Genomic DNA, 14,121 nt, shown 5'->3' with positions numbered 1-14,121 from the left:
ATAATGAGCTAGTTTTAATTGATAAATTTTCTCTTAAGTGCTTATTTAGGCTTGCTTGGCTAAATTTTGCCACGACCAAAAACTTTACTTAATTTTTTAGTTGTGAAAAAAGACATTTTTCACATCTTTTGTTTTTTTTGATATAGGATATGTTATTGGTGAGATGTACTATTTTCCAAGCGATTTCCAAAAATATGCTATACTAGTACTTTAATTTAAATAATAGAGAGTTTATTTTGCAACAATCATTACAAGATTTTATTATTGATAAAATTGATGATCTAAAAGGCCAGGATATTGTTACCCTTGATGTAAGAGGTAAGTCAACTATTACCGATTATATGATCATTTGTACCGGAACCTCCAACCGTCACGTTTCATCAATCGCCGGACATTTACTTGATGAAGCTAAAAAGCAGGGACACTTGGTGTTAGGTAGTGAAGGGCAAAATGATGCTGATTGGGTTGTGGTTGATATGGATTCAGTGATAGTTCATATTATGCAAGAAGAGAGCCGACAACTATACGAACTTGAGAAGCTTTGGAGTTAATCAGGTGAAAATACAGCTTATTGCTGTTGGCAATAAAATGCCAAGTTGGGTAACTACCGCTTTTAACGATTACCAATCGCGTTTTCCCAAAGAGCTGCCTTTAGAACTAATTGAAATCCCCGCAGGTAAACGGACTAAGAATGCCGATATAGTGCGAATTTTAGATAAAGAAGGCGAGCAGATGCTAACCGCCTGTGGTAAGGGCAATCGCATTGTAACGTTGGATATTCCTGGTAAGCCTTATACAACGTCTGATTTAGCTAAGCAGTTAGAGCGTTGGAAAGCGGATGGGCGTGATGTAAGTTTGTTGATTGGAGGGCCTGAGGGGTTGTCTCCTGCTTGTAAAGCTGCTGCTGAGCAGAGTTGGTCATTGTCCCCTTTGACGCTACCACACCCGTTAGTGCGCGTAATTGTCTCTGAGAGCCTTTACCGTGCTTGGAGTTTAACCGCTAATCATCCTTATCATCGAGAGTAGGTTAGGTATTAAAATGAGTACTGTTATTTTAGATTTACAAATTGCCACCGAACAGCAAGATAACCTGCCAAGTGAGCAACAAATTATGCAGTGGTTAGAGGTGATTTTACCGCAGTTTGTGGATAATGCTGAGATCACTATTCGAATTGTCGATAAGGAAGAGAGCCAACATCTTAATCATACTTATCGTAATAAAGATAAGCCCACCAATGTGTTGTCTTTTCCATTTGAATCGCCAATTGAGATTGAAGTTCCATTACTTGGTGATTTGGTGATTTGTAAGCAAGTGGTTGAAACCGAAGCTAGCGAGCAACACAAATCGTTAACGTCACATTGGGCACATATGATCGTCCATGGCTGTTTGCATTTGTTGGGATATGATCATATTCTTGACGAAGAAGCCGAAGAAATGGAAAATATCGAAATTGATATAATGGCACAATTAGGATTTGATAATCCTTATTTATTAATTGATTAGATAAACGTTTTTTAATAGTCTGATAGATATTAAAATAATAACAATAATTTTAAAATACAATTTGTATATTACCAACAGAAAGGAAGAGAGCAAATGAGCGATGATAATCACCGGAGACCCAAAAAAAGGTTTACATTATGGTTAAGTCAATTATTCAATTCAGAACCGAAAGATAAAGATGAATTGATTGAAGTGATTCGCGAAGCTGAAGAGAATGAACTTATTGATCCAGATACGCTTGATATGATCGAAGGTGTAATGGATATAGCCGATCAACGCGTTCGCGATATCATGATTCCCCGCTCTCAAATCGTAACAATCAAAGATAATTTTACCCTTGATGAATGTTTAGATATTATTTCTGAACATGGCCATTCACGTTATCCTGTTATCAGTGAAGATAGAGACCACATTGAGGGAGTGCTTTTAGCTAAAGATTTACTGATTTATATTCGACAAGGTGTTAACAATTTTGATTTAAAGAAGATCCTTAGACCAACCATTGTTGTACCTGAAAGTAAACGCGTTGACCATATGTTAAAAGAGTTTCGTATGCAGCGTTATCATATGGCGATGGCCATTGATGAATTTGGTGGTGTTTCGGGTTTAGTGACTATCGAGGATATTTTAGAACTTATCGTTGGCGATATCGAGGATGAATACGATGAGGTTGAAGATCGCGATATCCGTCGTTTATCACCGTCTATCTATTCTGTTCGCGCTCTTACACCTGTTGAAGATTTTAATGAGATCTTTGGTACCTCATTTAGTGATGATGAGATGGATACTATTGGCGGTTTGGTCATGCAACATTTTGGGCGTTTACCTATTCGAGGTGAGATGATTACTATCGATGGTTATCAATTTAAGGTAACGATTGTTGATCGGAGACGAATTATTCAACTACATGTCACTATCCCTGAAGATGCAACTGTACCTCATTTAGAGCAGCTGGAAAATGCTTAAACAAATTGGCTTAAGTTTACTTTTGGGTGCAGTAGCCGTATTTAGTTACGCCCCCTTCCATATTTGGCCGCTTGCTTTGGTCTCGTTTGCCGGGCTTTTGTGGTTAATTGCTGATAAACCTAAAAAACGAGCCATGCTGCTTGGCTTGAGCTGGGGCGTTGGTTACTTTTCAGCAGGGGTTCACTGGGTTTATATCAGTATTAAACAATATGGTGAAGTGCCAACTTCGGTTGCTATTATCATTTTGGGGCTGTTAGTTGTTTATTTAGCGCTATATCCAATGTTATTTGCTTGGTTATTAAGAGCCGCAGATCGCTTTGCAACTAAATTTTCGCTGAAACAACTGGTTTTGCTCGCGCCGATTTTATGGCAAATAACTGAATTTCTCCGAGGCTATATTTTAACTGGTTTTGCTTGGTTGGAATTAGGCTATAGTCAACTTGATAGTCCGTTACGCGGTTATTTCCCGATTGTCGGAATTAACGGGGTAACCTTACTGCTGACAATGTGCTGTGGATTGTCTGTTTATTGTTTGTACAAACTCACACATTTGTCGTTTAAAAAGCACATATTTGGTGCAATTATTGCACTGTTTGCGATCATCGTTGCACCAATTTCATTCAATTTAATTAATTGGACTACTGTTGATCACTCCCGCTCCGCTAATTTTACCTTGATTCAAGGCAATATTTTGCAATCATTGCGTTGGACTAACGAGCAGTTAAATAAGACTTTAAATACCTATGCTTCCTTAACTGAAAAGAATTGGGGTAAAGATAATATTATTATCTGGTCTGAGGCCAGTATTACTGATTACGAGATAAATCAACAACCTTTTTTACATTATTTAGATAATGAAGCGAGAGCTAATGGTAGTGAAATTGCGGTCGGTATTATTGATTATCATATTGCTGATAATGGTTACCAAATTAATCCAGATATCTATAATACCTTAATGGTGTTAGGTGAAAAGACCCCGTATCAATACCCTAATGCCAATCGATATCAAAAGCATCACTTAGTACCTTTTGGTGAATTTACGCCATTTGCATTTTTGCTAAATCCTATTGCCGATCTGCTTGATATCCCTATGTCTTCAATGCAAGCAGGAGCAGAAAAACAACCACGGCTGACGATGAAGGGATTTAAATTTACTACTGCGATTTGTTATGAGGTGATTTTATCTAACTTGATGTGGAAAAATTTTGCACCTGATACTGACTTTCTATTAACGGTTTCAAATGATGCTTGGTTTGGTGATAGTATTGGCCCGAAACAACATTTACAAATGGCACAGGCTAGAGCACTTGAGTTTGGACGACCAATGATTCGTAGTACGAATACGGGGATTACGGCAATCATTGATCATCATGGGTATATCATTGAGCAATTACCACAATTTCAAACCAAGGTTTTAAATTATACCTTGTCACCAACCGTCGGCTTAACCCCTTATGCTAGATTTGGGGAACTGCCTTATTATCTTATAATATCATTACTATTTATTTTGCTTTTTGTAAAAAAACGTCCCTAATCAAATTTTTGGCACAGATATTGCTTGTATATTATTGAAATTCAAAAAAATATCTGTGTTAAAATTTCGTAAAATTCTAGATAAACCTAGGTCGTAGCTTATCCTTTTAATCGATAAATATACAGTAAAAAGTACTTTTATACTGAAAAATAAGTTATAATATACCCCCTTTGTAAAAATATTAAATTTATTTAATATGATACAAATTAAACAGTAGGAGATGAGTATGAACAAAAAGACAAAATTAACCAAATTAGTGTTATCATTAGCAATGCTTGGCCTAATGAGTGGTACCGCTGTTGCTGAAGAATTAAGTGGTACATTAGCCAAAATTAAAGATAGTGGTGTGATTGTTGTTGGTCATCGTGAATCTTCGATTCCATTTTCCTACTATAATGAAAAACAAGAAGTTGTCGGCTATTCACAAGATTATTCTAATTTAATAGTAGATGCTGTTAAAAAAGAGTTAAATATGCCGGATCTTAAAGTTAAATATTTACCGGTCACTTCTAAGACTCGTATACAATTACTTAATAACCACACTTATGATTTTGAATGTGGTTCAACAACAAACAATCTAGAACGTCAAAAAGTTGTTGATTTTTCAGATACTATTTTTATTGTAGGTACTCGATTCTTAGTTAAAACGGACAGCAATATCAATAGTATTAACGATTTAAAAGGTAAAAATGTGGTGACTACTGCTGGTACAACGTCTGAAGTACGCCTAAATCAAATTAATAATCGTGATGGATTGAAAATTCGAATTATAGCGCCTACCGATCATGGCAATGCTTTTAAATCACTTGAAACTGGTCGTGCTTCAGCATTCCTTATGGATGACGCATTATTAGCGGGTGAACGTTCTAGAGCAATTAATCCAGCAGAATGGAAAATTATTGGCGAACCTTTATCCTATGAATCTTATGGCTGTATGTTAAGAAAAGGCGATACCCAATTTAAACAATTAATTGATAAAACCATTGCTAATGCACAAACATCAGGTAAAGCATTAGAATCATATAATCGTTGGTTCACACAACCTGTTCCACCTAGTGGGGTAAACCTAGAACTTGAAATTTCGCCGAAAATGGTCGAGCTTTTCGCTAATCCTAATGACAAAGCTTTAGATTAATAATCTATTAACTTACTAATCAACATACTGAATGTTAAACGCATTCAGTATAAACCAAATAAAAAATACATAAATTATGACTTTTAATTGGACTTTATTTTTTCAATCAACACCTTACGGTGATGGGATTTACTTCAATTGGCTATTGAATAGTGCAATGCTTACGCTTTCACTGGCTGCTACTGCTTGGATTATTGCTTTTATTCTAGGTTCAATAGTTGGCATAATGAGAACTGTCGATAGCAAAATTTTGAATAGATTAGCTATTGGTTACATTGAACTTTTTCGTAATATACCATTATTTGTTCAAATGTTCATTTGGTATACAATCATGCCATTATTTTTAACGGGCAGCTTTAAGGAATGGTTTATACAAGAACTAGATCCTGATATTCAAACTTTTATATTGGTTTCTATTGCTTTAGGTCTATTTACCTCTGCACGAATTGCCGAGCAAGTTAGAACTGGAATTCAAACTTTACCAATAGGTCAAAGATATGCGGCTACTGCATTAGGGTTATCTAAATTTCAAACTTATAGATATATTCTTTTACCTAATGCCTATCGAAAAATAGTGCCTACTTTAACATCAGAGATGACCAATATTATAAAAAATTCATCTATTGCCTCCCAATTTGGAGGATTAAGAGAACTTGTCGGGTTAATTACATCAATGAATGATCAAACAAATAGTATCATTGAAATATTATGTGTTATAACAATAACTTATATGATTATCAATTATTCGGTTATTACGATTATGCGTTTTGTAGAAAAGAAAACACGTTTACCTAATATGATGAGTGGAGGTTAATTATGCAATTGTTTCAATGGATTGCTGATATACCTACACTTGTAATGAATAATTATCCTATATTATTACAAGGATTATGGTTAACAGTTCGAATCACATTTACAGCTATTGTAGTTGGCATTATATGGGGTACATTCTTAGCTTTGATGCGTTTATCCAATAATAAAATATTGAATAGTTTCGCAAAAATATATGTAACCACATTTCGTTCAATACCTTTATTATTGGTATTGATGTGGTTTTACTTTGCATTACCACAAATGATCAAACACCTATTTCATTTAGGACCAGATGCGGATATAGGAACAAGCTGTGCAATAATAGCTTTTACATTATTTGAAGCCGCTTATTACTCTGAAATTATTCGAGCAGGGATTAACGCTGTTAGCAAAGGACAATATCATGCCGCCTCTGCATTGGGAATGACAAGAAGCCAATCTATGCGTCTGATTATTTTACCCCAAGCGTTTAGAGCCATGGTTCCATTATTGCTAACTCAAGGCATTATTTTATTCCAAGATACTGCGTTAGTTTCAACTATTGGTTTAGTTGATTTACTTGGTGCAGCAGTTAAGAGAATTGGTGAGAACATTGGTTCAACCGCTGAATACTCAATGATAATTTTCGTGGCTATAACCTATTTCATTATCTGTTTTGGAACTCCACGTTTAATTCGTAAAATAAGTTATTTTAAGAAGGGCTAAAAATGATTACCTTAGAAAATGTATCAAAATGGTACGGAAAATTTCAAGTGTTAAAAAACTGTACTACAAAAGTAGGAAAAGGTGAAGTTGTTGTTGTGTGTGGCCCTTCTGGCTCAGGTAAGTCAACGCTAATTAAAACCGTGAATGGTTTAGAACCAATCCAACAAGGTAAAATTATTATTGATGATACAGAAATCACTAATCCATCGACTAACTTAGCAAAACTACGTTCAAAAGTAGGGATGGTGTTTCAACATTTTGAGCTTTTCCCTCATTTAACAATTTTGAAAAATTTGACACTTGCGCAAATTAAAGTACTAGGTCGATCAGATGAAGAAGCGCGTGAAAAGGCTCTTTCTCTTTTAGATCGAGTTGGTCTGTTAGCACATGCGAATAAATACCCAGCTCAACTTTCTGGTGGTCAACAACAACGTGTGGCGATTGCTCGTGCGCTTTGTATGGATCCGATTGTGATGTTATTCGATGAGCCAACTTCTGCACTCGATCCAGAAATGGTTAACGAAGTGTTAGATGTTATGGTTGAATTAGCCTACGAAGGGATGACAATGATGGTTGTTACCCACGAAATGGGGTTTGCTCGTAAAGTTGCGCATCGTGTTATCTTTATGGATGCCGGTGAGATCATTGAAGATACTTCTAAGGAACAGTTCTTCACTAATCCACAATCTGATCGTGCTAAAGACTTTTTAGCGAAGATCATCCATTAATAAATCACAAAGCACCAACTATTATCAGTTGGTGCTTGCTTAATCCTCACATTATATTTCTATTTTGCCTAATTTTTTTAACTGATCAACCAATCCACTTTCTCGATGTATTTGGCTTTTAACTACCCGTTCTAAAATTTTTTCATTGGTATAAATTGATACTGTTTTTTTCGCTCGAGTTATTGCGGTATAGAGTAACGAGCGATTTAATAATGGTGAAAATTCGGTTGGCAAAATAATATTGACATGATCAAATTCCGAACCTTGGGATTTGTGAATTGTCATTGCATAGGCCGTTTCATGTTCAGGTAGTCGATAAGGCGAAAACCCTTTGATTGTTCCATCGGAAAAAGGGAAATAAACACGTAATTTAGAGCTATCATGTTCAGCAGTTAAAGTTATACCTATATCACCATTATATAGACCTAATGAAGTGCTATTACGTAAAATCATTATTGGTCGACCGACATACCATTGATCGCGCTGATTTAGTTTGATCAGGTTATGTTTTGCTAATAATTGTTCAATTTGTTTGTTTAACCCTTCTACACCAAACTTTCCTTCACGTACGGCACATAGTAATCGACACTCAGCAAATTTAGTTAAAATTGTGGCAATATCATTGTTTTGATGATGTTTGATGGCATTTAAATAATCTTTATAATGCTCAACACAGTCATTTAAAACTGCTTGATAAGTCTGGTTTGACGAGAGTTCATAATAATTCACATCCTGCAACCTATCATCAACAATCAATTTTTTGACATTAAGATACTGTCCCTCTTTTACTGCATTTGCTAATAAACCAATACCAGATGATTCGTTGAATCGATAACTTTTTTTTAGCAAACAGATGCTATCAGTGATTGTCGTTGCTGGTTGGTCTGCAATTGGGATGCGATATCCGGTTAATCGACTTAGTTCCTCAGCTCTTGATTGGCTATAGCCATTGGAGATAAAGTGACATAAATCTCCAAATACCGCTCCAGCCTCAACTGATGAGAGCTGATCTTTATCACCTAATAAAATTAGTCGAGCTGAAGCAGGTAAGGCTTCAAGAATTCTTGCCATCATATTAAGATCAACCATTGATGCTTCATCAACGACAAGTACATCGATATGCAATTGGTTATGTTTATTATAACTAAATGAACGATTATCAATTTTGGCACCTAATAAGCGGTGCAATGTTACGGCTTCCGTTTTAATATTTAATGATTCAAAAGACAATTGTTCAATTGCACGACTTAATGATTCAGTTAATCTTGATGCAGCTTTGCCCGTTGGCGCGGCTGCCACGATTCTTATTGATGGGCTGTTTAATTCTAATCCTGCTAAAATTTTAGCTACAGTGGTGGTTTTACCAGTACCTGGCCCACCAGAGATAATGGCAACTTTACGTGTTAAAGCAATAGCGACGGCAATTTTTTGCCAATCAATAGTTGCGCTCTGGTCAGTAAATAGTTGGTCGAGTATGGGTTTTAAATTGCTATCCGAAGTAACATCCAACTGACTTTGATTGAAATATTGCGCAACAAAACGTTCATCTAACCACATACGTTGAAAATAGAGTTTATTTTCAATGAACATTAAAGGGGCAAGCTGATCGCCATAACTGACTACCTGTTTATTAGCCGCTATGTTAAGTACGTTAACCCAATCATTAATTGCTGGTGAATGAAGTTCTAACCAGATTTGTGGCTCAATATTTTGTTGCTCTAGGCGAGTAATATCAAGGCATACATGCCCTGCTCTCACCTCCATACTTAACGATAATATTAAAAAAGCAAAACGTTTGGCGGTAATTTCATTTTCACTATCAATTTTATTAACCAAAAATTGTGCCAAATGCAGATCAAGTAAACTAATCTGACTGTTTTGCTTAAATTGTTCTAACCAAGTTGTTAACATTTTTTATACTTTGTTTTATAAGTTTTATAAACCATATATGTCTTTTTCTTTATCATTAGGATAAGTAATTTTAAAACTTAAATTCAGGTCTTTATTTTCATTTGGATTTAAGGTGAATTTCCATGTTAATAAACCGGTCTGTTTATCATAATTTGCACCATCATATTTGGCATCATCAAGTGTAACCGCTTTATTTAAAATGACCGGTAGTTGATCGTTTACGACAATATTAATTGGTAATGTTTTAGTATTTTTGACATTAATAGTATAAGCATATTTTTCTGAAACATCATTATCAATTAATAATCGAGTCGAGGTTTCTTTAATATTACGATTTCTCGAAATTAGGATACTCTTATCACGACCTAATGAAAAATCTAATGTCCCTAATATTTTTTCGGTTGAAATGTTGCTTTCGCCAATAAAGTTGCCACTGAAAAATATGTGGGCTTTTCCTGATAATAAATTGAGTTTGTCCCAGTCATTTATTTGTGCTTGTAAGTATACACTACTATCTAATTTAGGCATTGAGACATATTGATAATTTGCTTTTACTTCTTTGGTTTGTAAAGTGAGTATGTTATTTTTACTAGCATGTTTGATGGTATAAGGTAATTTTACCGCAAAACGGGTATTGATGCCTAATGTGTTAACATTGCCAATTTTATCTGGATTATTCAGCTGCGATTTTGATTCATACTCTTCCCAAGAATCTTTTTCAGATTTAGAAAAAAATAAACCATTTCGTTCACTATAGACGTCAATATGCCAAGGAGTTAAAGCTGGCGGATTGATGTCTTTACTTGGATTAGATGTCGCTAATATGAAATCAACATTTTGCCAATCTAAACCACTATTTTGGTGGATCTCTGCTTTATATGTTAATTCTAATGGTGAACTGATATCTGCCACTCTGACGTCATAAATAGGTTCCCAGCCAGCATTGGTGGTGACATATGAGAGCGTAATAGGTAATGTCATATCCTTTTCAGAAATGACTTTTACTATAACCGCATTATGTAATTTTTCATTATTGGTTTGCTTTTCTTCTAATTGTGTTTGGTATTGGCTAATTTGTGCATCTAGCTGATCGACTTCTTTTTGTAATCGATTTTGTTCATTTAATGTCGTAGTTAAATTAGTTTTCACAAAATCTAATACATTTTTCATTGCTGTTAAGTTATCAGATCCATTTTTAGCTAAAGTATCTAAACGATTTCCGTGTAAAAGTGAAATTTGTTCATTAACAGCTTTCAATTGGATTTCTACCGTATCACGCTTTTCTTGTAATTGATTCTGTTTTTCAATGATCGATTGAATGTCGTCATCTTTACTGAGATTTTCTAAGTAGTTTTCATTTAATGATATCGATAATACTTGAACATTACTATTTTCACCAAAACCTACGTTGATAGAATTAGGATTAATATCATTAGCAATACCTGTTAATACTATTTCACTTTCACCTTTAGTTAATGAAACAGTTGATTGTCCTTGTAATTCAGCCCCCTGAATAAACAAAGTCACTTTATTTAAAGTAACACTGTTATTTGCCCAAGCACTTCCTGACATCAGAGCGATTACCAATGCAATTTTTTTTATTTTCACTTTATTATTTCCTTATATTGTTTAGTTTTTAATTATTCAACCATTAATTTTGGCGTTATTTAAAATAACAAGATTATCTTTCTTTTCAAGATAATAAATACTCTCCATTTTAAATTTAATCTCTATTAAATTTAAATTAATTAAGTAAAATTATTTTTGTTTAATATATTGAACATTTATTAAAAATAATGTAAATTTAGTTCAAGATAAAAAACACAAAGTAAGGAGACGGTATGAATGGTTTTAATTATTTGAAAATAGCCATAAAACGCAAAAATTTATCGTTACAGACAGTTGCTGATGCTTGCCAAATGACCAAAGGTTATCTAAGTCAACTAATTAATGATAAAATTAAAAATCCAAGCGCACAAAAGTTACAATCGCTCCACCATTATTTGCAAATTAGTCCGAACACTGAAAACAAAAAAGTGGGGGTAATTTTTGGTAAGTTTTATCCTCTGCATACAGGCCATATTTATCTAATTCAACGTGCAATAAGCCAGGTTGATGAACTGTATGTTATTCTGTGCTCGGATACCATGCGTGATATGGAATTATTTAAAGATAGCGCCATGTCTCGCCAACCCACCATCAACGATAGAATTCGTTGGTTATTACAAACCTTTAAGTATCAAAAAAATATCCATATCGAGCTTTTAGAAGAGGATGGTATTCCTGCTTACCCAAATGGTTGGCAAGAATGGAGTGATCGGGTTAAGAAATTATTCAATGAAAAGGGAATTAACCCAAGCTGTGTTTATTCCAGCGAACCACAAGATGTGGCGATGTATAAAGATTTATTTGATTTAGATACAGTATTGATTGACCCTACTCGGCAATTTATGCAAGTTAGCGGCACGCAAATTCGCCAAGCCCCCTTAAAAAACTGGCAATATATCCCAACTGAAGTGAGACCATTCTTTGTCAGAACTATCGCTATTCTTGGTGGTGAATCTAGTGGTAAATCAACTTTAGTTAATAAGTTAGCCAATACGTTTAATACGACAAGTGCTTGGGAATATGGCCGTGATTATGTATTTTCACAACTTGGCGGTGATGAACGGGCATTGCAATACGCCGACTACGATAAAATTGCTTTAGGCCATGCACAATATATTGATTTTGCTATCAAACATGCCAATAAAGTGTCATTTATTGATACTGACTTTATTACCACGCAAGCATTTTGCAAAAAATATGAAGGTAAAGAACACCCATTTTTACAAGCCATGATCAATAACTATCGATTTGATTTAGTTATTTTATTAGGTAATAACACCCCATGGGTAGCTGATGGGTTGCGTAGTTTAGGAAGTCCAAAACAGCGAAAAGACTTTCAGCAACTACTTATCTCCTTATTAGAAAAAAATAATATCAGTTATGTTCAAATCGACTCACCTGATTATGAAGAACGTTATCTACGCAGTATTGAATTAGTCAATCAACTTATTAATGATGAAGAGTATTAATTATGAATAATTTAAGAGATGTTGTTATCACTATTGGTCGAAATAAATTTTATCCACTGTTATGTATTATCTGTGTCACTATAGCATTTTTGTATACTGACCCATTTAATAATTTTGACTTACGTTATGCAGTATCATACGTAGGAGCATTTTGTGGATTGTTATGTGTAATCTTATTAGCTAAACGAAAAAATTTAGGTAATGTGCTCGGTATGCTAGCGGTAATCGCTGAATGTTGCGCTAATTTTCTTGGTGGCAATATTGGAGCTGGTTTACCAACTTTTTACTATTTTGGTTCCCATATTTATGGCTTGTTTACTTGGCAAAAAAATCTAGATAATAATAAGAGTGTTAAAGTTCGCTCTTTAAATGAAAATGCATTTTTATATGCCTTAATATTCCTAATTGCAGCAGCATTTTTTAATATCTATTTAACTAACGAAATGGGTGTGACGAATACTTCCTATCAACTCATTACTAACTGCTTTATATTTGGTTTAGGTATCGTTGCACAACTATTACTAATGATGAGATATGCATTCAACTGGTATTTATGGGTATTACTTAATGTGCTAGTTATCGGTTTAAATCTCTATACTGACAATATTGTGATCGCAACTCAATATTTAATTTATCTCTTTAATGCAATATATGGAATTTGCGAATGGAAGCTTTCAGAAGAAAAATCTAAATTGAATTAAAAATCTAAATAATCATAATAATCAAAGAAAATCTAATTTTTCTTTGATTATTATATGTATCTAGCAATACTTAAAAAGTTTTGACGATTTTTTAATTATATTTATTACCAATAGCTTTAATTAACATTGCTAACTTGCCAACGATTTTTTAAAAACAAAAAATTAATTTATAAATTTTATATCTACATAATATAATATATTAAACAGATACATTTTTAAAAATTCAGATATAAATTCTAACTTGAATATCAAGAAAATTAATAAGTAGTATATTATGAAAAATAGTACAGCAATGAAGCTACTCGACTCTGCCGAGAAGCTTTTTGCAAAAGCCAGTTATAGTGAAGTTTCAATTAGAGACATCACCAAAGATGCCGGTGTAAAATTAGCATTAGTACATTACCACTTTGGTTCTAAAGAAGAACTATTTAAAGCTGTTATTGATCGAAGAATTGGCATATTAAGTTCAGATCGAATACATTTACTTAATTATTACAAGAATATTAATGGCGATCAGCCATTACCGCTTGAAAAAATTGTTGAATCTTTTATAGCGCCTTATCTTTATAATACACTTTATGGCGGTGAAGGTTGGCATTACTATGCCATCAATGTTGCTCGCTTACTTTCATCTGGCTCTGCTTTAGGGCTTTCTATATTACGTGATCAATTTGATCCATTTGCTGAGTTTTTCATTACCGAACTTAAACGTTCTTATCCAACGTCGACTGAACAACAAATTCATTGGGGCTTTGACTTCTTAGTGGGAGTTATGTGCAATACTTTTGCCGAAGTTGATAGAATAAAATTTTTATCCAAAGAAATATGTTCTGTTAGTAATCCAGAAATAGCCTGTAAATATCTTTATAATTATGCTATTGAAGGTTTACATGCCGTTTTAACCAAACCTGAGTATGATTATCAGTCTGCATTCAACATTATTTCTAAATTCCGATTAGCATAATTGTATTTAACTAAAATCCAATTAATCGGTATTTTTAATCTTTCACCTCATTAAATAATTGAACGTTCATTTAAAATAGTGAT

14 protein-coding genes are annotated in these 14,121 nt (G+C 34.0%); 12 read left to right on the top strand and 2 right to left on the bottom strand.

Annotated features, from left to right (window positions below; translation table 11 throughout):
- Nucleotides 1–236: 236 nt before the first annotated feature.
- The 9 genes from rsfS to DKK79_RS03910 all read left to right on the top strand — a co-directional run bounded on the left by rsfS (nucleotide 237) and on the right by DKK79_RS03910 (nucleotide 7,385).
- The gene (gene rsfS / locus DKK79_RS03950; protein WP_375334970.1) at nucleotides 237–551 is read left to right on the top strand and encodes a ribosome silencing factor; all 315 of its coding nucleotides are present in this window, start codon (nucleotides 237–239) and stop codon (nucleotides 549–551) included.
- Between the two features lie 4 nt (nucleotides 552–555).
- Nucleotides 556–1,026, top strand: a complete 471-nt coding sequence (gene rlmH, locus DKK79_RS03945) for a 23S rRNA (pseudouridine(1915)-N(3))-methyltransferase RlmH (protein ID WP_110422929.1) — start codon at nucleotides 556–558, stop codon at nucleotides 1,024–1,026.
- A 13-nt stretch (nucleotides 1,027–1,039) separates the two neighbouring features.
- Entirely contained in the window at nucleotides 1,040–1,504 is a 465-nt protein-coding gene (gene ybeY, locus DKK79_RS03940; RefSeq protein ID WP_110422928.1) for an rRNA maturation RNase YbeY, read from the top strand.
- 93 nt (nucleotides 1,505–1,597) lie between these two features.
- Nucleotides 1,598–2,470, top strand: coding sequence for a CNNM family magnesium/cobalt transport protein CorC (gene corC, locus DKK79_RS03935; RefSeq protein WP_110422927.1), 873 nt, complete (start codon nucleotides 1,598–1,600; stop codon nucleotides 2,468–2,470).
- On the top strand, nucleotides 2,463–4,004 hold the full coding sequence (gene lnt, locus DKK79_RS03930) for an apolipoprotein N-acyltransferase (RefSeq protein ID WP_110422926.1): 1,542 nt from the start codon (nucleotides 2,463–2,465) through the stop codon (nucleotides 4,002–4,004). Before corC ends, lnt begins: the two co-directional genes overlap by 8 nt.
- Nucleotides 4,005–4,230: 226 nt before the next feature.
- A complete protein-coding gene (locus tag DKK79_RS03925; protein ID WP_110422925.1) occupies nucleotides 4,231–5,139 on the top strand; it encodes a glutamate/aspartate ABC transporter substrate-binding protein in 909 nt (302 codons plus the stop codon).
- Nucleotides 5,140–5,215: 76 nt separating this feature from the next.
- Nucleotides 5,216–5,953 (top strand): amino acid ABC transporter permease, encoded by a 738-nt coding sequence (locus DKK79_RS03920; protein WP_110422924.1) that lies wholly within the window; start codon nucleotides 5,216–5,218, stop codon nucleotides 5,951–5,953.
- A 2-nt stretch (nucleotides 5,954–5,955) separates the two neighbouring features.
- A complete protein-coding gene (locus DKK79_RS03915) occupies nucleotides 5,956–6,657 on the top strand; it encodes an ABC transporter permease subunit (protein WP_110422923.1) in 702 nt (233 codons plus the stop codon).
- A gap of 2 nt (nucleotides 6,658–6,659) precedes the next feature.
- The gene (locus DKK79_RS03910; protein WP_110422922.1) at nucleotides 6,660–7,385 is read left to right on the top strand and encodes an amino acid ABC transporter ATP-binding protein; all 726 of its coding nucleotides are present in this window, start codon (nucleotides 6,660–6,662) and stop codon (nucleotides 7,383–7,385) included.
- A gap of 51 nt (nucleotides 7,386–7,436) precedes the next feature.
- Here the strand turns inward: DKK79_RS03910 and recD are convergent, their stop codons facing one another.
- On the bottom strand, nucleotides 7,437–9,296 hold the full coding sequence (recD, locus tag DKK79_RS03905) for an exodeoxyribonuclease V subunit alpha (protein ID WP_110422921.1): 1,860 nt from the start codon (nucleotides 9,294–9,296) through the stop codon (nucleotides 7,437–7,439).
- Nucleotides 9,297–9,320: 24 nt separating this feature from the next.
- Complete coding sequence (locus DKK79_RS03900) at nucleotides 9,321–10,904, bottom strand: DUF4139 domain-containing protein (protein ID WP_110422920.1); 1,584 nt, start codon at nucleotides 10,902–10,904, stop codon at nucleotides 9,321–9,323.
- A gap of 233 nt (nucleotides 10,905–11,137) precedes the next feature.
- On the opposite strand from DKK79_RS03900, the gene nadR reads away from it, so the two are divergent.
- The 3 genes from nadR (at nucleotide 11,138) to DKK79_RS03885 (ending at nucleotide 14,038) form a co-directional block, all read left to right on the top strand.
- Nucleotides 11,138–12,373, top strand: a complete 1,236-nt coding sequence (nadR, locus tag DKK79_RS03895; protein WP_110422919.1) for a multifunctional transcriptional regulator/nicotinamide-nucleotide adenylyltransferase/ribosylnicotinamide kinase NadR — start codon at nucleotides 11,138–11,140, stop codon at nucleotides 12,371–12,373.
- Between the two features lie 2 nt (nucleotides 12,374–12,375).
- Entirely contained in the window at nucleotides 12,376–13,074 is a 699-nt protein-coding gene (gene pnuC / locus DKK79_RS03890; RefSeq protein ID WP_110422918.1) for a nicotinamide riboside transporter PnuC, read from the top strand.
- Between the two features lie 274 nt (nucleotides 13,075–13,348).
- On the top strand, nucleotides 13,349–14,038 hold the full coding sequence (locus DKK79_RS03885; RefSeq protein WP_110422917.1) for a TetR/AcrR family transcriptional regulator: 690 nt from the start codon (nucleotides 13,349–13,351) through the stop codon (nucleotides 14,036–14,038).
- The last annotated feature ends 83 nt before the right edge of the window (nucleotides 14,039–14,121 follow it).

Source organism: Gilliamella apicola (assembly GCF_003202915.1).
Taxonomy (GTDB): domain Bacteria; phylum Pseudomonadota; class Gammaproteobacteria; order Enterobacterales; family Orbaceae; genus Gilliamella; species Gilliamella apicola_Q.
The sequence above is the reverse complement of the archived record's forward strand: the minus strand, read 5'-3'. Positions and strand labels throughout refer to the sequence as shown.